Here is a 24,069-nt window from a genome sequence, read left to right on the forward strand (position 1 = left end):
CTCCACCGCACCGCGGTTCGTCTCGACCGCGGCGACGGCGGTGCGGGCCGGACGAGCTCGCGCCGTCACGAGTGGTGCACCGCTCACCGCACCGGACTCGCACCGGGCCCGGACAGCGCCCGGCCCAGCATGGCCGCGGCATCGCTGCGTCCGGGTAACCGGTGCAGCACCTCGGGCAGCGACGTGCCGTGGACCGACTCCACGGCCGAGGCGACGAGGTGGCACACGCGCAGCCGGTCGAGCGCGCTCAACCCGATCCGTCCGATGTGGACATCGGTCAGGTGCAGCAGCACCCGGTACGTGGCGAACCACGTGCTGCGCACCGCGCTCCGGAAGCCGCAGCCGCGCACTCCTCGCCGCAGCAGCAGGCCGGAGGCGCCGTGACCGCGCCGGGCGGCGCGTTGACCGCCGAAGCGCTGCGGAGGTCGCAGCAGGCCGCTGTGGACGCAGCCGTCGATGTGGGGGCGGTAGGCGCTGCAGTGCGCGAGCCACTGCCGCACCAGGGGGAAATCGCTCAGGTCGCCGTGGTCGAGCGCGGCGACGAGCCGGTGCAGGCGCGCGCGGTACCACTCCGCGTCGGCGGCGCCGATCTCGCGCCACGACGCCGACAGCGCAGCTCCGCCGGCGAAGGTGCGCACGGTTTCCGCTTCGGCCCGCAACGCGGTGAATCCCCACTCGACACCCAGCCCGCACGCGACGTGCGCGGTCGCGGCGAGCAGGTCGAAGGCGTGCGCGCAGCGGCCCTCGTGGGCGGGGTGCTGCTCGAGGGCGGTGAAGGCGAGGTCGTTGGTGTCCACGCAGGAGGCGACGGTCAGCTCGGCCAGTTCCCCGCCCAGCACCGCGGAACCGTCGTCGTGACCCGCCTCGCGGATGGTGTTGTCCGGCATCCACGGCCACAGCGGCGCGGTCTCACCCTCCCACCAGGCGAGCTCGGTGTGCCACGCGCGCGAGGACGCAGGGTCGAGCGCGCTGCGCGAGGGGAAGCGGTCCAGGTACCCGGCGAGGCATTCCGCGACGCGCCGGCGGACGCGACCGCGGTGCAGCTCCGGCCTCGCGCGCACGTTGACCCGCAGGTGCGGACCGCGGCGCCAGTGCCGCTGCCAGTACACCGCGGCGATGTCGCTGTCCGTGCGCAACTGCCGCAGCAGGGGACGGACCGCGCGCAGCGCCAGCTCGTCGAGCGAGGCGTGGTAATGCACGTGCGTGCTGCGCCACTCGGCACCGTTCATGCCGCCTCTCCCGTGCGCTCGCCGCGGCGCGCGCGCCGCGGCGGGGCACCTGCGCGTCCCCGCCGGCCGGGGGCTCTGTCACGCCGGTTCGTCGGTGCCGCGCGGCGGCGCCTCACCGACCTCGTCGTCGATCTCGAAGGCGTCGTGGGGAACTTCCTCCAAGCCCTCCGGCGGGTCCTCATCGGCCATGCGCTTTCCTTCCGCAGTGGATGCGCGTTTTCGCGATCACCGAAAATCTTGCTGTGCAGCGCTGCTTTGTGTAGCACGCCCGTGAAAACGCGGACAACGAGCACTACCCGATCAGTTGATCACGACCACCGTTCGCGGGAACGGCGCCCTCCCGCGCGGCGGGAGGCGTGCACCGGGCAGTAGTGCCGGGGCTCGTCGCGCTCGGACTCCGGCGGGAGGTTCCGCTCCGGCGTGTGCAGCACGGGAACCCCCGGCCGCACGCGTCCCGCCACCCGATCCATCCCGTCCCGCGCTCGGGGGTACTTGCGCCACCGCGGCGGCACGAGCCGGAACGCGCGATTCACCGCACGCCCGAAGCGGCGGTGCCGGCGCGCGTCGCGCTCGGTCCACGTGCAGCCGAGCAGTGCGCGCACGGGCTCGTCGTACAGCCCCGCGGTCAACCAGACGAACCAGCGCTGCAACCCCCGCCGCAGCGGCGCCCACAGCGGCGCGGGCAACCACCGCAGGAACGGCGGCGGGGGCAGCGCGCTCAGGTCGAGCACGCGCCGGGCCGCCGGCGTGTCGACGAGCACCTCCCGGCACATGCGGTCCCAGTAGCGCTGGAACTCCTCCCACGTGCCGGGGACGGGCCGCATGCTCACGCCGTACCGGCGGTACCACTCGCGGTGCTCGGAGAACAGGCGGCGCTTGTCCTCCTCGGTGAGCCCGCCGCAGAAGTGCTCGGCCGTGCGGAGCACGCCGCAGAAGAACGTCGCGTGCGCCCAGTAGAAGACGTCGGGTTCCAGCGCGTGGTAGGGCCTGCCGTGCACGTCGAGGCCGCGGATGTCGCGGTGGTACCGGCGCACCTCCCGCGCCGTGCGTTCCGCGCGCACTCCGTCGAACACGACACCGCCGATCGGGTACAGCGAGCGGAACAGACGCTCCCACCGCTCGCCGAAGAAGTCGGAGTACTGCTCGACGGCGGCGCCGAGCTTCGGGTGCATGTTCTGCATCGACCCCGCCCACAGGGCCTGCAGCAGGCCGCGCCAGTCCCCGAAGTAGCGCCAGGTGAGCGATCCCGGTCCGAGCGGTGCTTCCTCCCCCTCCGCGGAGCGGCCGTCGCACCCGGACGCTCCGGGGGTCCCCGCGCTGCGCGTCATCGCGCCTCCCCTCCTCCGAGGCGTCGCACCGCTCCGCGAGCAGGAGCCTGCTGCGAGCAGGTCCTGCCAGGGTAGCGCCGCCGCGGCGGTGGGCCGAGCGGCCGAACGGGCCTGCCACCCCTCCGGCCGTCGGAACGCGGCGCGGTCAGCCGTGCAACGCGCGGTCCGCCGGGCCGAACCGGTCGGCGGCCAGCCGAGCCTGGTGCCAGTGCGGGTACAGCAGTGCCGGCGCGCTGACCGCGTCGAGTCGGGCCATCTCCTCGTCCCCGAGCCGCACCTCGGCGGCTCCGAGGTTCTCCCGGAGCTGCTCGTCCTTGCGCGCACCGATCACCAGCGAAGTCACGGCCGGTTTGCGCAGCAGGTACGCGAGCGCGACCTGCGCGGGCGTGATGCCGCGGTCCGCCGCGATCTCCAGCACGACGTCGATCGTGTCGTAGAGCTTCTCCTCGTCGCGAACGGGCGGTTCGTCCCACCCCGCCAGGTGCCGCCCTTCGGAGGTCCGCGCGTCGCGGCGGTACTTGCCGGAGAGCAGGCCGCCGGCCAGCGGGCTCCAGACGAGGACGCCCAGGCCCTGGTCGACCGAGGCGGGCACGAGCTCGTACTCGGCGTCCCGGCTCTCCAGCGAGTAGTAGACCTGGTTGGCCACGAACCGCTGGTACCCGTGCCGATCGGCGACGCCGAGCGCCTTCACCAGCTGCCAGCCGGTGTAGTTGGACACGCCGAGGTAGCGGACCTTGCCCGAGCGCACGAGGGTGTCGAGCGCGTCGAGCGTTTCCTCCAGCGGCGTCTGCCCGTCCCACTCGTGCACGTGGTACAGGTCGATGTGGTCGGTGCCGAGCCGGCGCAGGCTCGCCTCCGCCTGGTCGAGCACGTGCTTGCGGGACAGGCCGGCGTCGTTGGGCCCCTCCCCCATCGCCATGCGCACCTTGGTCGACAGCAGCACCTGGTCGCGCTTGTCCTTGACCGCCTCGCCGACGATCTCCTCGGCGGCGCCGGCCGAGTACATGTTCGCCGTGTCGATGAGGTTGACCCCGGCCTCGAGGCACATGTCGACCTGCCGCCGGGCCCCCTCCAGGCCGGTCTCGCCGACGCGGCCGAAGTCCCCCTCCCCGCCGAAGGTCATCGTGCCCAGCGTCAGCGCCGACACGCGCAGACCGGACCGTCCGAGCTGCCGGTACTCCACACCGCGCTCCTTTCCGAAGAGTTCGGGCCGCCCCTCCACACCTACCGCACGAGCGGCGCTGCGACCAGGCGCCGCGAGCGGGCCCGACTGCGCGGGCTTTCGCTGCGGGCACCCCGGTCGCGAACCCGGCAGCAGCATCATCGAAAATGATTATCACAACAAATACGGGGCGCGGGCGCGCGGCAGCACCGGTCGGCCGAGTCCGCCGGGCCGGGAGGCTGCTCCCTACCATCGTCCCGTTCGCCGTCGCACTCGGAGGGAAGCAGCGTTGGCCACCGACCGCGTCCCCGTCGTCGTGCTCGCCGGGTTCCTGGGAGCGGGCAAGACGACCCTGCTCAACCACGTGCTCCACCACTCGGGCAGCACCCGGGTGGGCGTCGTCGTCAACGACTTCGGCGCGATCAACGTCGACGCGCTGGCCGTGTCCGGGCAGGTCGACGCCGCGGTCTCGATCGGCAACGGCTGCCTGTGCTGCGCCGTCGACACCAGCGAGCTCGACCGCATGCTGCGGCGCCTCAGCAGGCCGAGCGCGGGCATCGACGTCGTCGTCGTGGAGGCCAGCGGCATCGCCGACCCGCGGGAGATCGTCCGCATGCTGCTGTCCAGCGAGGACCGCCGCACCACCTACGGCGGCCTCGTCGAAGTCGTCGACGCCGTCGAATTCGACGCGACCCTGCAGCAGCACCCGGAAGTGGCCGCGCACGTCGACTTCGCCGACCTCGTCCTGCTCAACAAGGTCGACCGCGTCGACGCGGACGCGCTGAGCGCGCTGCACGGCACGATCGAGCGCCTCAGCCCGGGAACGCCCGTGGTCGGCACCGACCACGGGCGCATCGACCCCGGACTGCTCTTCGACACCCGCCACCGCGAACCGACCGGCCAGCTCTCGTTCGACCTGCTCGGCACCGGCCCGTGCGCCGAGCACGAGCACCCGCACACCGACTACCGCAGCATCGAGTTCAGCACGCCCGAACCGCTCGACCCGCGCAGGCTGATGCGCTTCCTCGACGAGCGGCCCGACGGGCTGTTCCGCATCAAAGGATCCGTCCACTTCGGAATTCCCGGGTACCGCCGGAAGTACGTGCTGCACACCGTCGGCCGCTACGTGCGCCTGCACCCCGAGCGGTGGCGCAGGTCCGAGCCGCGCGCGACGAACCTGGTCGCCATCGGAGCGGGCCTCGACGACGAGGACGTGACCGAGCGGCTGCGGCGGTGCGTGGCCCGCCCGGACGACCCGACCGACGAGGAGGGGATGTTCCCCGTCCTGCGCTACGTCGAAGCGGCCTGACCCGGGATCACCGCCACCCGCGCTCCGCGGTGCCGAGCACGGCCGCCGAGCACGCCCCGGTGAGCACCGCACCGCCGGCGAGCCCGGTCACCGCCCACCGGCCCCACCGGGGCAGCTCCGGTCCGCCCGCGGCGGTCGCGGCGACGTCGGCGGCATCGGCCGCCGCCGAGGCCGCCAGCCACACCGCGGCCGCGGACGTGCCGTCGCGGCGCAGCGCGTGCAGCGTCCCGATGCCGAGCGCGAGGTCGCGGCCGCCGAGAGCCCGGCCGAGCACCTGCACCGGCGCGGTGGCCGCGCTGCTCCTGCCGACCCAGACGGCCGCGGGCAGCTCCGGCCGCACCAGGGCGGTGCAGCCGAGCGCGACGCGACCCGCGCTCAGCGCTGCCGCCGCCCACCGGGCGGTCCGCTGCGCGTCCACTCGTCCGGCAACACCCATTCCGCACCTCACTGCACCGGCCGCCGGGCGGCCTCCGCCGTTCGCGTCCCGGCACGAGTGTCCCCGGTCGCACCGGTGACCTCCACCCTCCGCACCGGTGATCCGCGACCGGCCGGCTCCGTGCTCTGCACCGCGCGGCGGCCCGATCCCCGCGCAACGACCCGGACCGGCCCTTGCACACCGGGTTGTATACTGGTCTGGATCCTGAATGGGGCCCCGACCGAGGAGGACGATGTCGCCGTCGGGCAAGACGCGCGCGGCCTACCTGCGCCTGCGCGCGCTGATCGAGTCGATGCAGCTGCCGCCCGGGACGCAGCTGAGCGAGACGAACCTCGCGGAACGCCTCGAGACCTCCCGCACACCCGTGCGCGAGGCGATCCGGCAGCTCTCGCACGAGGGGTTGATCAGCTTCACCCCCGGTTCGGGCGCGCGGGTCGCACCGATCTCCCTGCACGGGGTCCGGGCGCTGTTCGAGTTCCGCATGGTCCTCGAACCCGCCGCCGTGCGGATGGTCACCGAGGACGGCCGGGAACGGCCCGAGCTGCTCACCGACTTCGCCGACATCGCGGCGGAGCTCGAGCGCATCGCCGTCCGGGCCGACACCGCCCCGCACGCGGAGCTGGCCCCGCACTTCTACCCCCTCGCGGAACGGTTCGACGAGGCCGTCACCACCGCCTGCCACAACGAACCGCTCGCCCGGACGATCGCCCACCAGCGCGGCCAGACCGCGCGGCTGCGCGAACTCGCCCACTCCGCGCCCGAGCGGCTGCCCGGGTCCGCGCACGAGCACCAGCGCATCTGCCGCGCGGTGCTGGACGGGAACGCCGAGGAGGCCGCGAGCGCGCTCACCGAGCACCTCTCCCGCACGCAACGGGCGATCGTCGAACAGCTCACCCGCGGGATCAGCGCGGGCACGTTCGACGTCGAGATCGGACCGACCTCGTGACCACCGCGAAACGGCGGGGCGTCTCCGCGCAGCTGGCGATGCTGCTGCTGGGCGTCATCTGCACCCAGACCGCCCTCAACCTGGCCCGTCCGCTGATCTCGTACCGCGCGATCTCCCTGGGCGGCGGCGAGGTCGCCGTCGGCCTGATCACCTCCGCCTACGCGCTGCTGTCACTCGTGGTCGCCCTGCCGCTCGGCCGCTACACCGACCGCACCGGTCGCACCGTGCCGGTGCTGCTGGCCGGCACCGTCCTGCTCGCCGCAGCACCGCTGTGGTTGGCGAGCTCGGAGTCGCTGGCCGGCGTGATGCTCGGCTCGGCCGCGCTCGGCTTCGGCCACATCGTGTTCATGATGGGCGGGCAGCGCTTCGTCACGACGGTGTCCGCCGACGACGCGCTGGACCGCAACTTCGGCCTGTACACCGCCGCCGTGTCGGTCGGGCAGATGCTCGGACCGCTCGCCTCCGGCCTGCTGCTCGGGCAGGCCTCCGGCGCGGCGCTGATCGGGGCGACGACCACGGCGTTCCTCGTCGCGGCGATCGCGGCCGCCACCGGGCTGCTGCCGGCGCTGCTGCTGCGCCGGGGCTCCTCCGCCGCAGCGCCGGCCCGCGAGCCCGGGGGGCAGCGGGGGGCGTTGAGCCTGCTGCGCCGTCCGGGCATGGCCACCGCGCTGTTCAGCAGCCTCGCGCTGCTCGGTGCGGTCGACCTGCTCACCGCCTACCTGCCGCTGATCGCCGAGAACCGCGGGATCGCCCCCGCCGTGGCGGGCGTGCTGCTGGCCGTGCGCTCAGCGGCGTCGATCCTCTCGCGGCTGGGGCTGGGGTATCTGGCCGCGCGGTGGCAGCGGCGACCGCTGATCATCACCAGCTGCCTCGGTGCGGGGGCGTGCCTCGTGCTGGTCGCCGTTCCGGGTGCGGGCGTGTTCGCGATGACCGCCGCTCTCGCCGTCGGGGGGTTCTTCCTCGGCATCGGACAGCCGCTGACCATGACCGCGGTGGTCCGCACCGCGGGCGAGACCGACCGGGGTGCGGGGCTCGCCCTGCGGCTGTGGTCGAACCGCGCCGGCCAGGTGACGCTGCCCGCCTGCGCCGGTGCGGTCGCCGGCCCGCTGGGTGCGCCCAGCTCCCTGCTGTTCGCAGCTGTGGTGCTGCTCGCCGCGGGCGGGTTCGCCCGCTTCGGCCCCCGCGAGTGACCGCGGCCGCCGGTGCGCCTTCCCGCGCGGCGAGCAGCTGGACCGGGCGGGATCTCCCTCCGCCGGGCGCGGGCGGATGGCAGACTGAGGCGATGGCTGCGGTGCGCGTGTTGCTCCTCGGCGGGACCGGGGAGGCGAAACAGCTGGCCCACCTGCTCGACGAGCACGACTCGTTCCACGTGGTCTCGTCGATGGCCGGCCGCGTCCGGGATCCGCAGCTGCCCGCCGGCGAGGTGCGCATCGGCGGTTTCCACGGGGCGGAGGGCCTGGCCGGGTGGTTGCGGGACAACGCGATCGACGCCGTGGTCGATGCGACCCACCCCTTCGCCGCGAAGATGTCGGCCTCGGCCGCGCAGGCCACCCGCGAGACCGGGGTGGCGGCGGTGGTGCTGCGGCGTCCGGGGTGGAGGCAGCGTCGCGGTGACGTGTGGCACCGGACGCCGACGCTGGACGGTGCCGCACAGCTGTTGCGCGGCCTCGGACGACGCGTCCTGCTCACCACGGGCAGGCGGAGCATCGGCGCGTTCGCCGGGCTGGACGCGCACCACTTCGTGCTGCGCTGCGTCGACCCGCCGGAACCGCCGGTGCCCGCGCACCTGGAGGTCGTGCTGGACCGCGGTCCGTACACGGTGGAGCAGGAGCATTCGCTGCTGCGGTCGCACCGCGTCGACGTGCTCGTGACCAAGGACAGCGGCGGGTCGATGACCTCCGCCAAGCTCACCGCGTGCCGCGAGCTCGGGGTGCCGGTGGTGCTCGTGCAGCGCCCACCGGTCCCCTCCGGGCTCGCGTCCGCGGAGACGCCGGAAGCGGCGCTGGAGTGGCTGCGCGCCCGGTTCGGGTGAGCGGGCGCCGGAACAGCCGCCCGGAACAGCCGCGAAGCCCGCCGACGGGCGCGCAGCGAGACCTCGCCGAGGTCCTGCCCCTCAACGGGTACGTCCCGCAGAAACAGCACCTGTCAGTGCTTCGGCGGGTCGCCAGTGTCGCTGCTCGGCGTCGAGCACCCCGGAGCGGGAGCCGCGCAGGAGGTTCCGCTGCGGAAATCCGCACGCGAAAGGGCCGGGCAAAGCCCCGCTCCTCAGTGGTGGACGACGTCGGTGTTCTCGGTCGCACCCCACCCGTGCCAGCGCTGCACGTCGATCCACGCGCTGATCCGGTGCCGGTCGCGCACGTGGTACGGGGCGCCGGTGTAGTGCTGCGCCAGCCGGTCGATGTCGACCAGCTCCGGGTCGTCGGTGATCTCGGCGACCGTCCCCTGCAGGCTGACGTGCGTGTACCAGTCGTCCGCGGCGAGGACGGTCAGCGTCACGCGCGGGTTCCGGCGCATGTACTCCAGCCGTTTGCGGCCTTCGTCCATGTTGACCAGGATCCGTCCGTTGTCCCAGACGTACCACGTCGCCACCGACACGGGCTGCCCGTCCGGACGCACCGTGCTGATCACCGACGGGTTGGGACGGGACAGCAGGTGGTCGACCTTCTCCGGGACCGGTGGCTTCGCCACGGAGCACCTCCTCGACGCACGGGCTCGGCTTGCCGCACCCATGCTAGGTGAGGCCGAGCTCCGGGGCCGCGCACCGCCCCGCCGGTGTGTCGGCGCCCCGCAGGCGGACGCGACCGGCGCTCAGCTCTCCGCGGCGATGTCGGAGGGATGCGTCGTCAGGGGGGTCACCTCCACGTCCATGTACGGGAACAGCGGCAGGTTGGACAGGATCTCGTGCAGCCGCGCGTTGCTGTCCACGTCGAAGATGCTCAGGTTGGAGTACCGCCCCGCGCACCGCCAGATGTTGCGCCACTCCCCTCCCCGCTGCACCTCCTGCGAGTAGGCCTTCTCCCGCGCGAGGATGTCCTGGCGCACCTCCGGATCCATGTCCGGCGGCAGGTTGACGTCCATTCTCACCGCGAACAGCACGATGTCCTCCTCTCCACTTCCGAGCTCGGCCGCGTGCCGCGGGAGCTCACGCCGGGTCGAGCACGAAGTCGTAGGTGACCGCGTTGCCCGATCCGTCCTCCCGCGGCCGCGGGTCCAGGATCAGGTCCGGTTTGACGGCCTGGGCGATGTCGTCGTCGACGTACTCGCCGCCCTTGAAGTACAGCTGCGAGGTGATCGTCCGGTGCCCGTCGGCGGTGACGCGCACGTGCAGGTGCGCGGGCCGCCACGCGTGCCACCCGGCGGCGTTGATCAGCGCGCCGCACGCCCCGTCGTGCGGGATCTGGTAGGGAGCCGGCTGCACCGTGCGGACGGTGAAGCGTCCCTGCTCGTCCGGGACGATCGTGCCGCGCAGGTTCCACGTGGGCAGGCCCGGCGCGTACTGGGAGTAGTAGCCGAGGTCGTCGGCGTGCCACATCTCCAGGCGCGCACCGGGGAGCGGAGCGCCGTCCACGCTGCGGATCTGCCCCTGGAAGACCAGCGGGACGCCTGCTTCGCCCTCCCGCATGGGCAGGGTCGCCTCGCTGGGCAGTTCGGGCGCGCCCTCGACGTAGTAGGGGCCTTCGATCGAACCGGCGGTGCCGCTGCGGTCCTCGTTGGCCACTTCCTCGACGACGTGCTCGATCCACACGTCGAGGAACAGCGGCCACTCGCCCTCCTCGCCGACGCGGATCAGCCACGCCTTGAGGACGTCGTACTCCTCGTAGGTGACCTTGTGGCGGCGGATCACGTCGTGCAGGGCACTGAGCGCGTCGGAGACGATGGCGTTGACGCGTTCGGGGCTGCTGTCGGCGAGGGTCTGCTTCTGCTGGAAGCGCTCGGTCGCCGCCGCACCGGAGGCGGCCGCGGTGGCGTCCTGCTCGTTGAGCTGCTGCGTCATGGTCGTTCCCTCACTTCACTGTGTTGGTGGTCCCCTGCTGGTTCGGTGGTGCCCGGCTGCCGGGGCTGCGCCGGCGACGTCAGTCCTGCCGGTAGCGCGCCAGCTTCTCCGGGTCGATGTCGATGCCGATGCCGGGTCCGCGCCGGACCCGGACGGTTCCGTCGGTGATGCTGACCGGTTCGGTCAGCAGGTCGTCGCTCATGTCGAGGAAGTTCGACAGCTCCCCCGCGCGGCTGGCCGTCGATTCGTGGGCAGCGCCGAACGCGGCGGTGCACATCGTGCCGATCTGACCGTCGACCTGGTTGCCCATGACGACCTCCACGCCGAGCCCGTCGCACTCGTGCAGGACGCGCTGCGAGTCGCTGAAGCCGGTGCGCGCCGTCTTGATGCTGATCGCGTTGGCGCTGCCGGAGAGCAGTTCGCGGGTGACCTCCCCGGTGTGCGTGGCGCTCTCGTCGGCGACGAACGGGAGCGGGCAGCGCTGGACCAGCCACCGCCGGGCCAGCACGTCGTCGGCCGGGCACAGCTCCTCGGCGAGCGTGAGGTCCAGGTCCTGCATGGCCTGCAGGGCGCGTGCGGACTCGGACGCGGTCCAGCCGCGGTTGCCGTCGACGTAGAGCTCCACGCCGTCGCCGAGCCGTTCCCGCAGCACGCGGCACGCCTCGACGTCCACCGTGTACGGGCGACGGCCGACCTTGACCTTGAAGGTGGTGATTCCGTAGGTGTCGCGGACCCGTTCGGCTTCGGCGACCATCTTCTCCGCGTCGTCGAAACCGACCATGTGCGACACCCGAACGCTGTCGGCGTAGCCGCCGAGCAGGTCGGTCACCGGCACGCCGGCGACTTTGCCGATGACGTCCCACATCGCCATGTCGATGGCGGCCTTGGCGGTCGGATTCCCCACCGTGCGGTGCATTCTCGAGCGCGCCACCTCCCGCTCCCAGGGGGACAGGCCGAGCAGTTCGGGCGCGAAGAGGCGCCGCACGGCGGCGATGACCGATTCCTGGGTCTCACCGTAGGTGAACGGCCGCGGCGGTGCTTCGGCGACACCGGTGATCCCCTCGTCGGTGTGCACCCGCACCAGCACGTGCTCGGCCCGGTGCACGGCTCCGCTGGCGAAGCGCAGCGGTTTCACGTAGGGGATGGCGAACGGGATCGCCTCGATCTCGGTGATTTTCACTCGGTCTCCTCGCTGTCCGACAGGAACGCACCGCGCGCGTGCAGGATCTCCACCAGCTTCCGCACCGTCGGGTGCTGCGCTTCGCGGCGCCACGCCAGTGCCACCTCCAGCTGCTCCGCCCCGCGCAGCGGCCGGAACACCACCCCCTCCAGCGGCATCGCGCGCACCGAATCGGGGGCCAGCGCCACCCCCAGGCCGGCGGCGACCAGCGCCAGCAACGTGGACGTCTCGGTCACGTCGTGCTCCCGCCGCGGCGTGAACCCGGCGGCCAGGCAGGCGCGCACGACCGCGTCGTTGACCACCGACCGGGATTCGGCCGAGTACAGCACGAACGCCTCCTCGCGCAGCTCGGCCACGTCGATCTCCGCGGTGCCGGCCAGGGCGTGCCCGGTCGGCAGCACCGCCATGAGCGGTTCGCGGGCGAGCACGCGGTAGGCGACGTCGTCGCGCCGCACCGGCGGGCGCAGCAGACCGGCGTCCAGGCGCTGCTCGGCGATCGCGTCCTCCTGGGCGGGGGTGAGCATCTCGGAGTGGACGTCGAGCTCCACCCCCGGCAGTTCGCGGTCGACGACCCGGGCCAGCTCGGGCAGCTGCCGGTACGACGCCAGTCCCGTGACCCCCAGGCGCAACCGCCCGCTCAGCCCTGCGGCGATGCGCCGAGCGCGGTCGACGCCGCTCTCCACGGCCTCGAGGACGCGCAGCGCATCGGTGTAGAAGGCCTCGCCGGCGGGGGTCAGTTCCACGCGCCGGGTGGTGCGGGTGAACAGGCCGACCTCCATGTCGTTCTCGAGCTGGCGGATCGCCTGGGACAGCGGCGGCTGGGCCATGTGCAGGCGCTCCGCCGCCCTGCCGAAGTGCCGCGTCTCGGCAACGGCGACGAAGTAGCGCAGGTGCCTCAGTTCCACCGATTCCTCCACGCGGACGAGCGAAACTCCCGGGCGGGCGGCCTGCCCGCTGTCCGGCCCCGGCGCCCGCACCACCCCTCCGACGTCCGGAGCGCGAATCCCTGCGCTGCGAATACCGGGGACCGCACGAGCACGGACCGCGGTTGGCAGCCGAGTTTAGGTTCAGCAATTGAACGCGAACAAATACTGAAACCGAAACCGTCGAAACGCAACACCTCTCAATCAGGACCTAGGTCAGTGCTAGGCAAATGCCTGGGGTGTTCCGCGTAACTCCGGTGCCACCGTGTTGCAACTTCCGGCGCTGACATGTGGCGCCCGCAACTCGCTCCCACCATCGACAGGAGGAACAGTGACAACGACGTTGGACCACCTCCGCGACACGCTGGACCGCGCGCTCGTCGACGACCCCGCCAACGGTCGTCGCCAGGTCAAGCGGGGGATCTTCGCCGACCCGGACCTGTTCGAGCTCGAGATGAAGTACATCTTCGAGGGCAACTGGATCTACCTGGCGCACGAGAGCCAGATCCCCGAGGTCGGGGACTACTACACGACCCACATCGGTCGTCAGCCCGTGGTGATCACGCGTGACAAGAACGGTGAGCTGCACTGCCTGATCAACGCCTGCAGCCACCGCGGTGCGATGTTGTGCCGCCGCAAGACCGACAACCGCCGCACCCTGACCTGCCCGTTCCACGGGTGGACCTTCAGCAACGACGGCCGGCTGCTCAAGGTCAAGGATCCCCGCGAGGCGGGGTACCCCGAGCAGTTCAACACCGACGGCTCGCACGACCTGACCAAGGTCGCCCGCTTCGGGAACTACCGCGGTTTCCTGTTCGGCAGCCTCAACGCGGACGTGCTGCCGCTGGAGCAGCACCTCGGCGAGGCCACCAAGATCATCGACATGGTCGTCGACCAGTCCCCCGAGGGGTTGGAGGTGCTGCGCGGGGCCTCGACCTACACCTACGACGGCAACTGGAAGCTGCAGGCCGAGAACGGCGCGGACGGCTACCACGTCTCCGCCACCCACTGGAACTACGCGGCCACCACGGCCCGCCGCCAGGAGGGCGAGTCGAAGAACGACACCGCGAACATGGACGCCGGCACCTGGTCGAAGCAGAAGGGCGGGTTCTACTCGTTCGAGAACGGCCACCTGCTGCTGTGGACGGAGTGGTCCGACCCGTCGAACCGTCCGCTCAACGAGCGCCGCGCGGAGCTCACCGAGGAGTTCGGCGAGCAGTGGGCGAACTGGATGATCGGGTACGCGAGGAACCTGTGCCTGTACCCGAACGTGTACCTGATGGACCAGTTCAGCTCGCAGATCCGGCACATCCGACCGGTCTCGGTGGACCGGACCGAGGTGACGATCTTCTGCATCGCCCCGAAGGGCGAGAGCGCCGAGGCGCGGGCCAACCGGATCCGCCAGTACGAGGACTTCTTCAACGCCACCGGCATGGCCACTCCGGACGACCTCGAGGAGTTCCGGTCCTGCCAGCGGACCTACGCGGCCACCGAGACGCTCTGGAACGACCTCAACCGCGGTGCCGCGCACGAGATCGACGGCCCGGACGAGGATGCGCAGGAGCTCGGCCTGCAACCGCTCGCCAGCGGCGTGCGAACCGAGGACGAGGGGCTCTACCCCATCCAGCACGGCTACTGGCTGCAGCGCATGCGCGAAGCCGTGGAACAGGAGGAGAAGCAGGCCACCGACGCGTGACGCCGGACCCCCACTGAACTTCCCGCCGCACGCCCGCATCCGGGGCGTTCCGGCGCGGTTTCCGACTCGGACGAAAGGCACGACCCATGACCGCGATGACCGACACGGTTGCCGTCGAGGACGTCCGCCAATTCCTGTACCGGGAGGCGCGCTACCTCGACGACTGGGAGTTCGAGAAGTGGCTCGAGTGCTACCACGAGGACGTCGTGTTCTGGATGCCCTCGTGGGACGTCGACCACAAGCTCACCGAGGACCCGCACAACGAGATCTCGCTGATCTACTACCCGAACAAGGGCGGTCTCGAGGACCGCGTGTTCCGCATCCGCACCGACCGCTCGGGGGCCACGAGCCTCCCGGAACCGCGCACGGGCCACAACATCACCAACGTGGAGGTCCTCGAGCAGCGCGGCAGCCTGGTGGACCTCCGGTTCAACTGGTTCACGCTGTACTTCCGCTACGACGTGGTGGACACCTACTTCGGCATGTCGTTCTACACGGTCGACTTCGCCGACCCCGAACAACCGTTGATCACGTACAAGAAGGTCGTCCTGAAGAACGACTACATCCACCACGTGATCGACATCTACCACATCTGATCCGAGGTGAAGTGGCGATGACCCACAAAGTTGCGCTGAATTTCGAGGACGGCGTCACGCGCTTCATCAGCTGCGGTGCGCAGGAGACCGTGGCCGAAGCGGCGTTCCAGAACCGCATCAACATCCCGCTGGACTGCCGGGACGGCGCGTGCGGGACCTGCAAGTCGTTCTGCGAGTCCGGCGACTACGACGGGGGCGACTACATCGAGGACGCCCTCACCGACGAGGAGGCCGAGCGGGGCTACGCGCTGCCGTGCCAGATGATGCCGCGCAGCGATCTCGTCCTGCAGATCCCGAGCACCTCCGCCGCCGCGAAGACGGCGGCGGACAAGCACGGGGCCGCGCTCAGCGACATCCGGCGGCACTCGGACTCGACCATCGGCTTCACGCTGGAGCTCGACGACCGGGACCGGTTGAGCTTCCTCCCCGGCCAGTACGCCAACCTCGACGTGCCCGGCACCGAGGCGCGCCGGTCGTACTCCTTCTCCAGCGGGCCGGACGACAAGACCGTCGAGTTCCTGGTGCGCATCACCGAGGGCGGGTTGATGTCGACCTACCTGCGCGACCAGGCCGACATCGGCGACCGCCTGGACCTCACCGGCCCGATGGGGACGTTCTTCCTGCGGGAGACGGTGCGCCCCGTGCTCATGCTGGCCGGCGGCACCGGACTCGCACCCCTGCTGTCGATGCTGGCGACGTTCACCGAGGACCCGCCGCAGCACCCGATCCACCTGATCTACGGCGTGACCTACGACGAGGACCTCGTCGGGCTGGACGCGCTGCGGGAGCACGCCGAGGCGCTGCCCGGGTTCACGTTCGACTACTGCGTCGCCGACGGGAGCAGCACCGCTCCCAACAAGGGCTACGTGACGGGCCTGTTCACCGAGGAGAACCTCAACGGCGGTGACGTCGACGTGTACCTGTGCGGCCCGCCGCCGATGGTCGAGGCCGTGCGGTCGCACATGTCCGAGCAGGGCATCGAACCGGCGAACTTCTACACCGAGAAGTTCAACGTGGCCGCCGAGCAGGAGGGAGAACGGTCATGAGCACCCCGACCAACGCGCGCCGCTTCTCCGGCCAGGTCGCCGTGGTGACGGGAGCGGCCCAGGGCATCGGGCGTGCCGTCGCCGAGCGGTTGTTCGCCGAGTCCGCCGAGGTCGTCCTCGTGGACCGCAGCGAGCTGGTCCACGAGGTGGCCGAGGGGCTCATCTCCGACGGCCGCAAGGCGCACGCGCTCACCGCGGACCTCGAGCAGTACTCGGGAGCCGCGCACGCGATGGACCGCTCCCGGGAGCTGCACGGCGGGATCGACATCGTCGTCAACACCGTCGGCGGCACGATCTGGGCCAAGCCGTACGAGCACTACGAACCGGAGCAGGTCGAAGCGGAGATCCGCCGGTCGCTGTTCCCGACGCTGTGGTCGTGCCGCGCCGCGCTGCCGCACCTCGTCGAGCAGCAGCGGGGCACGATCGTGAACGTCTCCTCGGTGGCCACCCGCGGGATCAACCGGGTGCCGTACTCGGCCGCCAAGGGCGGTGTCAACGCCATCACCCGGTCACTGGCGATGGAGGCGGCGCAGCACGGCATCCGCGTGGTCGCCACCGCCCCCGGCGGCACCTCGGCACCACCGCGCCGGGTCCCGCGCGGTCCCGGCCCCGCCGACGAGCAGGAGGAGGCCTGGAACGCCGAGGTGGTCCAGCAGACCGTGGACTCCTCGCTGATGCACCGGTACGGCAGCACCGAGGAGCAGGCCGCTGCCATCGCGTTCCTCGCCTCCGCGGAGGCCTCCTACGTCACCGGCAGCGTCCTGCCGGTCGGGGGCGGCGACCTCGGCTGAGCGGCCGCGCGGATTGGTGGCCGCGTGCTTGGCCGTACCGGTCCGCCAGGCGAGCGGCGAAGCCGCTTTCTGCCACCGGCTCCGCTGTGCCAGCCAATCCGCGGAGTCTCATCCTGGCGCTTCCTGAACTACCGGTCCCGGGGAGGACGTCGTTTACAGTGGCCGCATGTCGTCCGCGTGGCACCGGCGCCCCGTGGTGGGTCGCGAGTCCGAACTCGCCGAGCTCACCGCCCTTCTCGAGCAGGCCCGCACCGGAAACCCCCGGGCGGTCGTCGTGGCGGGTCCGGCGGGGGTCGGGAAGACGGCGTTGCTCGACGAGTTCCTGCACCGGCACCCGGAGCTGCACGTGCTCCGCGCCTGCGGGCTCTCCTGGGAGCGCTCCGTCCGGTTCGGCGTCGCCGAGCAGCTGCTGTGCTCGGCCGCACCCGAGGGCGCGTGCACCGGCTTCCCGCCGCCGAGCGCGCAGCCGGCCACCGCGGCGGACGCGGAGCGCGCGGACGCGGTGGACACCGGTGACGACGTCGTCGAGACGGGACGCCGGTTGCTGAGCAGGTCGGTCCCGCCGTGCGGGCACGCGGTGCTGCTGATCATCGACGACGCGCATTGGGCCGACACCGCCTCGCTGCAGGCGGTGTCCTCCGCCCTGCGGCGGGCCGGATCCGCGCGGCTGCTGGTCGTGGCCGCCAGCAGCGACGACCGCGAGGAGGAGAGCGCCGAACGGGCCCAGCGGCTGCTGACCGGGCACCGCGTCCCGGTGCTGCGGCCGGGGCCCCTGCTGCCGGAGCACGTCCGCGACATGGCCGCGTGGATCGGCGTCGACGTGCCGCTGCCGGCGGCGCACCGGCTCGCCGAGCACACGGCCGGTACCCCGCGGCACATCGACCAGCTGCTGCGGGAGTGCCCCGAGCAGCAGTGGGCGGGGCGCCGGCCGTACCTGCTGCCGGCGCCCCGGGCGGTGACCACCGAGGTGGTGAACCGGCTGCGCACCTGCAGCGCCACCGCCCGCGCGGTGGTGGAAGCGGCAGCGGTGCTGGGCGAGACCGTCTCGCTGGCCGATGCGGTCGCGCTGGCCGAAACCGTCGACGCCGCACCCGTCAGCGGCCCGGTGGCCGCGCTCGACGAGCTGTGCTCCGGCGGACTGTGCACCACGGCCGAGGGCGAGCTGCGCACCCTGCGGTTCGCCGCACCGCTGGTGCGCTCGGCCGTCCGCGGCACGATCCCGCCGGCGCGGCGGCAACGGCTGCACCACTCCGCCGCGGCCGTGGTCGCCGACGAGGGGGCGCGGCTGTCGCACCGCGTGGCGGCCAGCCCGTTCCCCGACGCCGACCTGGCCGCGGAGCTCGACCGCTACGCCGGGGACCAGGCCGCCCAGGGCGCGTGGCCGGCGGCGGCGAACGCGCTCGTGCAGGCCAGCGAGCTCAGCCCGCGCCGCGCCGACCACGAGCACCGGTTGCTGCGCGCGGCCGACGCGCTCATCGGCGCGGGCCACCTGTTCGAAGCCGGTGCCTACACCCCGGCGATCCAGAGCTTCCCGCCGACCGCCTTCCGCGACGCGGTGCTCGGCTACCACGCGCTGGCACTGGGCCGCAGTTCCGACGCCGAGCAGCTGCTCGCCGACGCGTGGGAGCGCTGCGAGCCGGAGCACGACCCGGAGCTGGCCGCGCTCATCTGCCAGCGGTTCGTGCTGCACTCGCTGAGCCGGTGGCGCGGTGCGGACCTGGTGCGCTGGGCCCAGCGCGCCCGGACCCTGGCCGGCAGCGGCACCCCTGCGGTGGTGGAGTCCGAAGCGATCATCGGGCTGGGCATGGCTGTCTCGGGCCAGGTCGAGCAGGCCCGCGAGATCTACGCCGGCTCGAGCACGGCGGCCGGGGCCCAGGCGCAGCGGTTCCAGATGGCGCGGGGGTGGTTGTCCCTGGCGCTGGACGACCCCCTCTCGGCCCGCAAGGACCTGCAGGACGCCGTGCCCACGCAGTACCGCATGGGATCGGTGCGCATCTCGCTGTGGGCGCAGGCGTGGCTGGCGCGCACCGAGTTCTCCCTGGGCCTGTGGGACGAGGCGCTGCGCACCGTGGAGCGGGCCCGCGCGCAGCTGGACGACTCCGGGATCGAGCTGCTCGCCCCGCTGGTGCACTGGACGGGGGTGCAGATCCGCGCTCTGCGCGGTGACTGGGAACTCGCCGATGAGCACCTGAGCCGTCTGACCGGTGCGTTCGACTACGAGATCATGCTGCTGCCCGCGCGCATGGCCAAGGCGCACTACGCGGAGGCCCTGTCGGACTACGCCGGCGTGCTGCGCGCGCTGGAGCCGATCGCGCACACGCCGAACCGCGAGCTCGTCGACGAACCGGGTTTTTGGCCGTGGCAGGACATCTACGCCAACGCGCTGGTGCAGACGAACCGCCTGGACGAGGCCGACGCGTTCCTCGAGCCGCACGAGAGGCGTGCCGCCGAGTGCGGACACCGCTCAGCCATGGCCCGCATGGGGTACGTGCGCGGCCGGTTGCGCGGAGCGCGCGGCGACATCGAGCAGGCGCGCCGGCACTTCGACACGGCGCTGGAGAACGTGGCGCAGACGCCGATGCTGTACGAGCGGGCGCGGGTCAACTTCGCCTACGGGCAGACGCTGCGCCGGGCGGGCAAGCGCCGCGATGCCGACGTGGTGCTGCACCGGGCGCGGGAGCTCTACGCGGCGATGCGCGCCCGCACCTACGTGCAGCGCTGCGACCGGGAGCTCAAGGCCGGCGGACTGCACGGGCACAGGTCGGAGGCCGAGGCCGCCGAGCTGACCGCGCAGGAAAACGCGGTGGCCAAGCTCGTCGCCGAGGGCAGGAGCAACAAGCAGGTCGCCGTGGAGCTGTACGTGTCGGTCAAGACGGTGCAGTTCCACCTCACCCGCATCTACGGCAAGCTCGGCGTCGCCTCGCGCGGGGAGCTGGCGGCGCGCTTCCACGAGGAGGCGGGACGTGCGGAATGACGGCGGTGCGGCGAGGTTGCGGTGCCGCCGGCGGTGCGGCGGGCGCGGCTCCGCGGGAGCACCGCCGCTGCGTCCCGGGTGCCTGGAGGGCAGTCCTGCGGAGCGCCCTCCAGGCACCGCCGGGCGCGGAGCCGGTGTCAGCCCGTCACTGCGAGGGCATCGATCTCCACCAGCAGTCCCGGGGGAAGGCCGACGTACACCGTGGTCCGCGCCGGGAACGGCTCCCCCACGACGCGCGCGTAGGTCTCGTTCATCTCCGCGAAGTGGGCGACGTCGGTGAGGTACACCCGCAGCATCAGCACGTCCTGCACACCGGCGCCGCTGGCCTCGAGGATCGCGAAGACGTTGCGCAGGGCCTGCTCGGTCTGCGCGCGCACGTCGCCCTCGACGGGCTTGCCGGTCGCCGGATCCACACCGGTCTGGCCGGACACCTGCACGAGGTTGCCCTTGCGCACCCCCTGCGACAGCGGGATCCCCGCCGCGGGCCGCGGTGCGTCGTCGGTGGTGATGACGGTCCTGTCCACGTTGCGTTCCTTTCCTCTCCGGGGACTGTCACGTTCCGCTCCACCCGAGCTCGGTGGAGATGCGCCGTGCGGTGGCCCGCAGGTCGTCGACGAGCGCCAGCAGACCGGTGCGGTCCAGCAGCACCTTCGGCACGGAGACCGAGACCGCTGCCACCACTGCACCGCGGTCGTTGCGCAGCGGAGCGGCGATGCAGTGGATGAAGTCCTCGTGCTCCGCGTCGTCGACCGCGTAGCCCTGCTGCTGCACCCGGTCGAGTTCGGCGAGGAACTGCTCGGGCGCGGTGATCGTGCTCGCCGTCAGGGCCGGGTACTCGAGGCGGTGCGCGAGCTCGGCGCGGGCGCTCCGGTCCCGCCCCGCGACGAGGACCTTGCCCACGGCGGTGCAGTGCAGGGGTGCGCGGCGGCCGATCCGGGAGTACATCCGCACCGGCTGGCTGCTGTCGACCTTGTCGATGTAGACGACTTCGTCGGCCTCGCAGATCGCCAGGTGGATCGCGTGCCCGGTCCGCCCGCCCAGCGCCTCCAGCTCCGCCCGGGCCGCGGCCCGCACGTCGAGGTCTTCGAGGGCTTGGTTGGCGAGGCCGAACAGGGCGCTCCCGAGGCGGTAGCGGTGCTGGTCGACCCGGTGGACGAAGCGGTGGTTCTCCAGCGTGCGCAGCAGGCGCATGGCCGTGGACTTGTGCACGCCGAGCCTGTCCGCGAGCTCGTCGAGGGTCAGCGGGTCCGCGGCGAGCTCGCTCAGCACGACGAGTCCGCGCTCCAGGCTCTGACTCACCCCTGACCTCCGCGTTCTCGTTCCTTTGACGCCCTGTTGGCCATATGCTAAACATTCGTTCACCAGATTGCGCAACAAGCATTGCACAATATGCAATACCAGCGCTGCGCGCAGGGCGGACGGCCGGTGCGCACGCTGCGATACGACAGATTCCGACGCATAACGGGGTTCTCGTGCCGCGAACCGCGATCAATGAGACAGCCGTTCAGTCCCTCCAGGACGAACGCATCGACTGGCGCCACAAGGGGATGCCGCACACCGCCTTCGGCAGCACGGTCCGCGAGTTCCTCGCCGACCGGCCCGGTCTGTTCGACGCCGGGTTCACCGGGCCGCTGCTCGTGCTCGACGACCAGGCGCTCGAGCACAACCTGCGCTCGATGGCCGAGTGGTGCTCCCAGCGCGGTGTGCAGCTCGCACCGCACGGGAAGACGACGATGGCGCCCCAGCTCTTCGTGCGCCAACTCGCGCACGGTGCCTGGGGGATCACCGCCGCCACCCTCAGCCAACTGCGCGTGTACCGCGCCTTCGGCGTCGCACGCGTCCTGTTCGCCAACCAGCTCGTCGACCCCGGTGGCCTCGCGTGGCTGGCCCGGGAACTGGACGCCGATCCGGACTTCGCGTTCAGCTGCTGGGTCGACTCCACGCAGGGCGTCGAGCTCATGGACGCGGCGCTGCGACGAGCGGCGCCGCACCGGCAGGTGGACGTGCTGCTGGAGCTCGGCGGCGCGGGAGGGCGCACGGGCGTGCGCGACCTCGCCGAAGCCGACCGGGTCGCCGCAGCTGTTGCGGCCAGCCCCGCGCTGCGCCTGGCGGGCGTGGGCGGCTACGAGGGGGCGCTGGCCCACGACCTCAGCGCGCACGACGTCTCCGCAGTGGACGAATACCTGGCACGGCTGCGCGAGGCGGTCACCAGGCTCGCCGCGGCGGGGCACTTCGACGGGCTCGACGAGGTGCTCGTGACCTGCGGCGGCAGCGCGTACTTCGACCAGGTCGCGGAAGCCCTGACCGCACCGTGGCCCGATGATCTCCCCGTGACCCCCGTGCTCCGCAGCGGTGCCTACCTCACCCACGACGACGGCCTCTACCGCACCATGTCGCCGTTCGGCAGGCAGCACCGCCTGGCCGCCACCGAGGCGGCGTTCCGGCCGGCGATGCGGATCTGGGCCCAGGTCACCTCCCGCCCCGAGCCCGAGCTGGCCCTGCTCACCATGGGACGGCGCGACGCCTCCTTCGACCAGCACTTCCCCGAGCCGCAGGTCGTGCGCTCCGGCGACGGGAGCACCCGCGCCGTCGCCGAGACCGCGCAGGTCACCGAACTCGCCGACCAGCACGCGTTCCTGCGCGTCGACCGCGGCACCGAGCTGCACATCGGTGACTGGGTCGGGTTCGGCCTCTCGCACCCGTGCACGGTCTTCGACAAGTGGAACCTCATCCCGGTCGTGGACGACCGGAGCACCGTGGTCGACCTGGTCCGCACGTACTTCTGAGCACCCGGGCCGGACCGGAGCGCGCCGGTCCGGTCCGCAGGGACCCGCACAGGCGCGTCCGAACACGAAAGCGCAGGTGAGGCATGGACACCGTCATCAGCGGAGCCGAGGTCATCGACGGCGCGGGAACACCGCGGTACCGGGCCGATGTGCGCATCCGGGGACCGCGGATCGCGGAGATCGCCGAGGCCGGCAGCCTCTCCGGGAGCAGGACCATCGATGCCGGCGGGCTCGCGCTCGCCCCCGGGTTCATCGACATGCACGCGCACTCCGACCTGCAGGTCCTCGCGGAACCGGACCACACCGCCAAAGTCTCGCAGGGCGTCACGCTGGAGGTGATCGGGCAGGACGGCCTCTCCTACGCCCCGGTCGACGACAGCACGCTGGACGCCCTGCGCGGACAGATCGCCGGCTGGAACGACGACCCGGCCGGATTCGACTGGGACTGGCGCAGCGTCGGCGAGTACCTGGACCGGCTGGACCGGGGGATCGCGACCAACGCCGCGTACCTCGTTCCGCAGGGCACGCTGCGCATGCTCTGCGTCGGTCACGACGACCGTCCCGCGAGCGAGCGCGAAGTGCGGGCCATGCGCGCGCTGCTCGCGAGGTCCCTGGCGGAGGGGGCGTTCGGCATGTCCTCCGGACTGACGTACACCCCGGGCATGTACGCCTCCACCGCGGAACTCACCGCCCTGTGCGAAGTCGTCGGGCTGCACGGCGGGTTCTACAGCCCGCACCACCGCAGCTACGGCGCCGGGGCGCTGGAGGCCTACGCGGAGATGCTGCGCGTCACCGGCGACTCCGGCTGCCCGCTGCACCTGTCGCACGCGACGATGAACTTCACCGTGAACGAGGGCCGGGCGGGAGAGCTCCTGTCCCTGTTGGACGACGCCCTCGCCGGCGGGCAGGACATCACGTTGGACAGCTACCCGTACCTCCCCGGCTGCACCTCCCTGCACGCGCTGCTGCCCAGCTGGGCCACCGAGGGCGGTGTCGAAACCACCCTGCGCCGGCTGCGCGATCCCGAGCAGCGCGAACGGATCCGCGAGGTGGTGGAGGAAGTGGGCTCCGACGGGTGCCACGGGGTGCCGGTCGACTGGGAGTCCATCGAGATCAACGGCGTGCGCGACTCGGCGCGCAACGGCGGGTTCGTCGGTCGCAGCATCGCCGAGTCCGCGCGCCGCTCGGGCGTTCCGCCCTTCGAGGTGTTCTGCGACGTGCTCGTGCGCGACCACCTCGGAACGTCGTGCCTGATGCACGTCGGCCACGAGGACAACGTCCGGGCGATCATGCGGCACCGCGCCCACACCGCCGGCAGCGACGGACTGCTCGTGGGCGAGCGGCCGCATCCGCGCGCCTGGGGCACCTTCCCGCGCTACCTCGGTCACTACGCGCGGGAACTCGGCGTGTTCACGCTGGAGGAGTGCGTCGAGCACATGACCTCGCGGGCGGCCGACCGGCTCGGGCTCACCGACCGCGGACGCGTCCGCGCCGGCAACGCGGCCGATCTCGTCCTGTTCAGCCCCGAGGACGTCGCGGACACGGCAACGTTCGAACACCCGCGGCAGCAACCGGCCGGAATACCCCACGTCTTCGTCAACGGTGCCGCGGTCATCGACGCGGGCGAGCGCACCGACGCGCTTCCGGGCGGAGCACTGCGCAAACCCGCCTAA

At 72.1% G+C, this 24,069-nt stretch carries 22 protein-coding genes; 11 read left to right on the forward strand and 11 right to left on the reverse strand.

Annotated features, from left to right (window positions below):
• Positions 1–83: 83 nt before the first annotated feature.
• The 3 genes from ACYVJE_RS12230 to ACYVJE_RS12240 form a co-directional block, all read right to left on the reverse strand.
• Complete coding sequence (locus tag ACYVJE_RS12230; protein WP_461144530.1) at positions 84–1,229, reverse strand: lantibiotic dehydratase C-terminal domain-containing protein; 1,146 nt, start codon at positions 1,227–1,229, stop codon at positions 84–86.
• Positions 1,230–1,537: 308 nt separating this feature from the next.
• Positions 1,538–2,557, reverse strand: coding sequence for an oxygenase MpaB family protein (locus ACYVJE_RS12235; RefSeq protein ID WP_461144531.1), 1,020 nt, complete (start codon positions 2,555–2,557; stop codon positions 1,538–1,540).
• A gap of 145 nt (positions 2,558–2,702) precedes the next feature.
• Positions 2,703–3,740 carry an aldo/keto reductase gene (locus ACYVJE_RS12240; RefSeq protein ID WP_461144532.1) on the reverse strand — a complete coding sequence of 346 codons (1,038 nt, stop codon included), beginning with the start codon at positions 3,738–3,740 and terminating at the stop codon, positions 2,703–2,705.
• 268 nt (positions 3,741–4,008) lie between these two features.
• Between ACYVJE_RS12240 and ACYVJE_RS12245 the strand changes: the two genes are divergently transcribed.
• Positions 4,009–5,028: a CobW family GTP-binding protein gene (locus ACYVJE_RS12245; RefSeq protein WP_461144533.1), complete on the forward strand. Its 1,020-nt coding sequence runs from the start codon at positions 4,009–4,011 to the stop codon at positions 5,026–5,028.
• Positions 5,029–5,035: 7 nt separating this feature from the next.
• Here the strand turns inward: ACYVJE_RS12245 and ACYVJE_RS12250 are convergent, their stop codons facing one another.
• Positions 5,036–5,464 (reverse strand): hypothetical protein, encoded by a 429-nt coding sequence (locus ACYVJE_RS12250; protein ID WP_461144534.1) that lies wholly within the window; start codon positions 5,462–5,464, stop codon positions 5,036–5,038.
• A gap of 232 nt (positions 5,465–5,696) precedes the next feature.
• On the opposite strand from ACYVJE_RS12250, the gene ACYVJE_RS12255 reads away from it, so the two are divergent.
• The 3 genes from ACYVJE_RS12255 to ACYVJE_RS12265 all read left to right on the forward strand — a co-directional run bounded on the left by ACYVJE_RS12255 (position 5,697) and on the right by ACYVJE_RS12265 (position 8,442).
• Positions 5,697–6,410 (forward strand): GntR family transcriptional regulator, encoded by a 714-nt coding sequence (locus ACYVJE_RS12255; protein ID WP_459159434.1) that lies wholly within the window; start codon positions 5,697–5,699, stop codon positions 6,408–6,410.
• Positions 6,407–7,600 (forward strand): MFS transporter, encoded by a 1,194-nt coding sequence (locus tag ACYVJE_RS12260; protein ID WP_459159433.1) that lies wholly within the window; start codon positions 6,407–6,409, stop codon positions 7,598–7,600. The genes ACYVJE_RS12255 and ACYVJE_RS12260 overlap by 4 nt, the downstream gene beginning before the upstream one ends.
• A gap of 92 nt (positions 7,601–7,692) precedes the next feature.
• Entirely contained in the window at positions 7,693–8,442 is a 750-nt protein-coding gene (locus ACYVJE_RS12265) for a cobalt-precorrin-6A reductase (RefSeq protein ID WP_461144535.1), read from the forward strand.
• Positions 8,443–8,675: 233 nt separating this feature from the next.
• On the opposite strand, the gene ACYVJE_RS12270 is transcribed toward ACYVJE_RS12265, so the two are convergent.
• From ACYVJE_RS12270 to ACYVJE_RS12290, 5 genes are all read right to left on the reverse strand, one after another.
• Positions 8,676–9,098, reverse strand: a complete 423-nt coding sequence (locus ACYVJE_RS12270) for a PPOX class F420-dependent oxidoreductase (RefSeq protein WP_459159431.1) — start codon at positions 9,096–9,098, stop codon at positions 8,676–8,678.
• 120 nt (positions 9,099–9,218) lie between these two features.
• Complete coding sequence (gene catC / locus ACYVJE_RS12275) at positions 9,219–9,506, reverse strand: muconolactone Delta-isomerase (protein WP_459159430.1); 288 nt, start codon at positions 9,504–9,506, stop codon at positions 9,219–9,221.
• Between the two features lie 46 nt (positions 9,507–9,552).
• Positions 9,553–10,404 carry a catechol 1,2-dioxygenase gene (gene catA / locus ACYVJE_RS12280; RefSeq protein ID WP_461144536.1) on the reverse strand — a complete coding sequence of 284 codons (852 nt, stop codon included), beginning with the start codon at positions 10,402–10,404 and terminating at the stop codon, positions 9,553–9,555.
• 79 nt (positions 10,405–10,483) lie between these two features.
• On the reverse strand, positions 10,484–11,584 hold the full coding sequence (locus ACYVJE_RS12285; RefSeq protein WP_461144537.1) for a mandelate racemase/muconate lactonizing enzyme family protein: 1,101 nt from the start codon (positions 11,582–11,584) through the stop codon (positions 10,484–10,486).
• The gene (locus ACYVJE_RS12290; protein ID WP_459159427.1) at positions 11,581–12,489 is read right to left on the reverse strand and encodes a LysR substrate-binding domain-containing protein; all 909 of its coding nucleotides are present in this window, start codon (positions 12,487–12,489) and stop codon (positions 11,581–11,583) included. The genes ACYVJE_RS12285 and ACYVJE_RS12290 overlap by 4 nt, the downstream gene beginning before the upstream one ends.
• A gap of 349 nt (positions 12,490–12,838) precedes the next feature.
• Here ACYVJE_RS12290 and benA point away from each other — a divergent pair, with 349 nt between their 5' ends.
• The 5 genes from benA (at position 12,839) to ACYVJE_RS12315 (ending at position 19,610) form a co-directional block, all read left to right on the forward strand.
• A complete protein-coding gene (gene benA / locus ACYVJE_RS12295; protein ID WP_461144538.1) occupies positions 12,839–14,203 on the forward strand; it encodes a benzoate 1,2-dioxygenase large subunit in 1,365 nt (454 codons plus the stop codon).
• Positions 14,204–14,289: 86 nt separating this feature from the next.
• Entirely contained in the window at positions 14,290–14,799 is a 510-nt protein-coding gene (gene benB / locus ACYVJE_RS12300; RefSeq protein ID WP_461144539.1) for a benzoate 1,2-dioxygenase small subunit, read from the forward strand.
• Between the two features lie 17 nt (positions 14,800–14,816).
• Positions 14,817–15,845 carry a benzoate 1,2-dioxygenase electron transfer component BenC gene (benC, locus tag ACYVJE_RS12305; RefSeq protein WP_459159424.1) on the forward strand — a complete coding sequence of 343 codons (1,029 nt, stop codon included), beginning with the start codon at positions 14,817–14,819 and terminating at the stop codon, positions 15,843–15,845.
• Positions 15,842–16,636, forward strand: a complete 795-nt coding sequence (locus ACYVJE_RS12310) for a 1,6-dihydroxycyclohexa-2,4-diene-1-carboxylate dehydrogenase (RefSeq protein ID WP_461144540.1) — start codon at positions 15,842–15,844, stop codon at positions 16,634–16,636. The genes benC and ACYVJE_RS12310 overlap by 4 nt, the downstream gene beginning before the upstream one ends.
• A gap of 166 nt (positions 16,637–16,802) precedes the next feature.
• On the forward strand, positions 16,803–19,610 hold the full coding sequence (locus ACYVJE_RS12315) for a helix-turn-helix transcriptional regulator (protein WP_461144541.1): 2,808 nt from the start codon (positions 16,803–16,805) through the stop codon (positions 19,608–19,610).
• Between the two features lie 137 nt (positions 19,611–19,747).
• Here ACYVJE_RS12315 and ACYVJE_RS12320 read toward each other — a convergent pair whose 3' ends face one another.
• Positions 19,748–20,134 carry a RidA family protein gene (locus ACYVJE_RS12320; RefSeq protein WP_461144542.1) on the reverse strand — a complete coding sequence of 129 codons (387 nt, stop codon included), beginning with the start codon at positions 20,132–20,134 and terminating at the stop codon, positions 19,748–19,750.
• Between the two features lie 28 nt (positions 20,135–20,162).
• On the reverse strand, positions 20,163–20,909 hold the full coding sequence (locus ACYVJE_RS12325; protein WP_459159420.1) for an IclR family transcriptional regulator: 747 nt from the start codon (positions 20,907–20,909) through the stop codon (positions 20,163–20,165).
• Positions 20,910–21,157: 248 nt separating this feature from the next.
• Here ACYVJE_RS12325 and ACYVJE_RS12330 point away from each other — a divergent pair, with 248 nt between their 5' ends.
• Both ACYVJE_RS12330 and ACYVJE_RS12335 read left to right on the forward strand, forming a co-directional pair.
• Positions 21,158–22,396, forward strand: coding sequence for an amino acid deaminase (locus ACYVJE_RS12330; RefSeq protein WP_461144664.1), 1,239 nt, complete (start codon positions 21,158–21,160; stop codon positions 22,394–22,396).
• 83 nt (positions 22,397–22,479) lie between these two features.
• The gene (locus ACYVJE_RS12335; RefSeq protein ID WP_461144543.1) at positions 22,480–24,069 is read left to right on the forward strand and encodes an N-acyl-D-amino-acid deacylase family protein; all 1,590 of its coding nucleotides are present in this window, start codon (positions 22,480–22,482) and stop codon (positions 24,067–24,069) included.

It is taken from the genome of Salinifilum aidingensis (genome assembly GCF_054782015.1).

Excerpts from the sequence above, each read along its gene's own strand:
- ACYVJE_RS12335 (WP_461144543.1), top strand. The coding sequence starts at position 22,480 with ATGGACACCGTCATCAGCGGAGCCGAGGTCATCGACGGCGCGGGAACA.
- ACYVJE_RS12255 (WP_459159434.1), top strand. The coding sequence starts at position 5,697 with ATGTCGCCGTCGGGCAAGACGCGCGCGGCCTACCTGCGCCTGCGCGCG.
- benC (WP_459159424.1), top strand. The coding sequence starts at position 14,817 with ATGACCCACAAAGTTGCGCTGAATTTCGAGGACGGCGTCACGCGCTTC.
- catA (WP_461144536.1), bottom strand. The coding sequence starts at position 10,404 with ATGACGCAGCAGCTCAACGAGCAGGACGCCACCGCGGCCGCCTCCGGT.
- ACYVJE_RS12265 (WP_461144535.1), top strand. The coding sequence starts at position 7,693 with ATGGCTGCGGTGCGCGTGTTGCTCCTCGGCGGGACCGGGGAGGCGAAA.
- ACYVJE_RS12235 (WP_461144531.1), bottom strand. The coding sequence starts at position 2,557 with ATGACGCGCAGCGCGGGGACCCCCGGAGCGTCCGGGTGCGACGGCCGC.
- ACYVJE_RS12315 (WP_461144541.1), top strand. The coding sequence starts at position 16,803 with ATGTCGTCCGCGTGGCACCGGCGCCCCGTGGTGGGTCGCGAGTCCGAA.
- benB (WP_461144539.1), top strand. The coding sequence starts at position 14,290 with ATGACCGCGATGACCGACACGGTTGCCGTCGAGGACGTCCGCCAATTC.
- ACYVJE_RS12250 (WP_461144534.1), bottom strand. The coding sequence starts at position 5,464 with ATGGGTGTTGCCGGACGAGTGGACGCGCAGCGGACCGCCCGGTGGGCG.
- ACYVJE_RS12230 (WP_461144530.1), bottom strand. The coding sequence starts at position 1,229 with ATGAACGGTGCCGAGTGGCGCAGCACGCACGTGCATTACCACGCCTCG.
- ACYVJE_RS12330 (WP_461144664.1), top strand. The coding sequence starts at position 21,158 with ATGCCGCACACCGCCTTCGGCAGCACGGTCCGCGAGTTCCTCGCCGAC.
- ACYVJE_RS12310 (WP_461144540.1), top strand. The coding sequence starts at position 15,842 with ATGAGCACCCCGACCAACGCGCGCCGCTTCTCCGGCCAGGTCGCCGTG.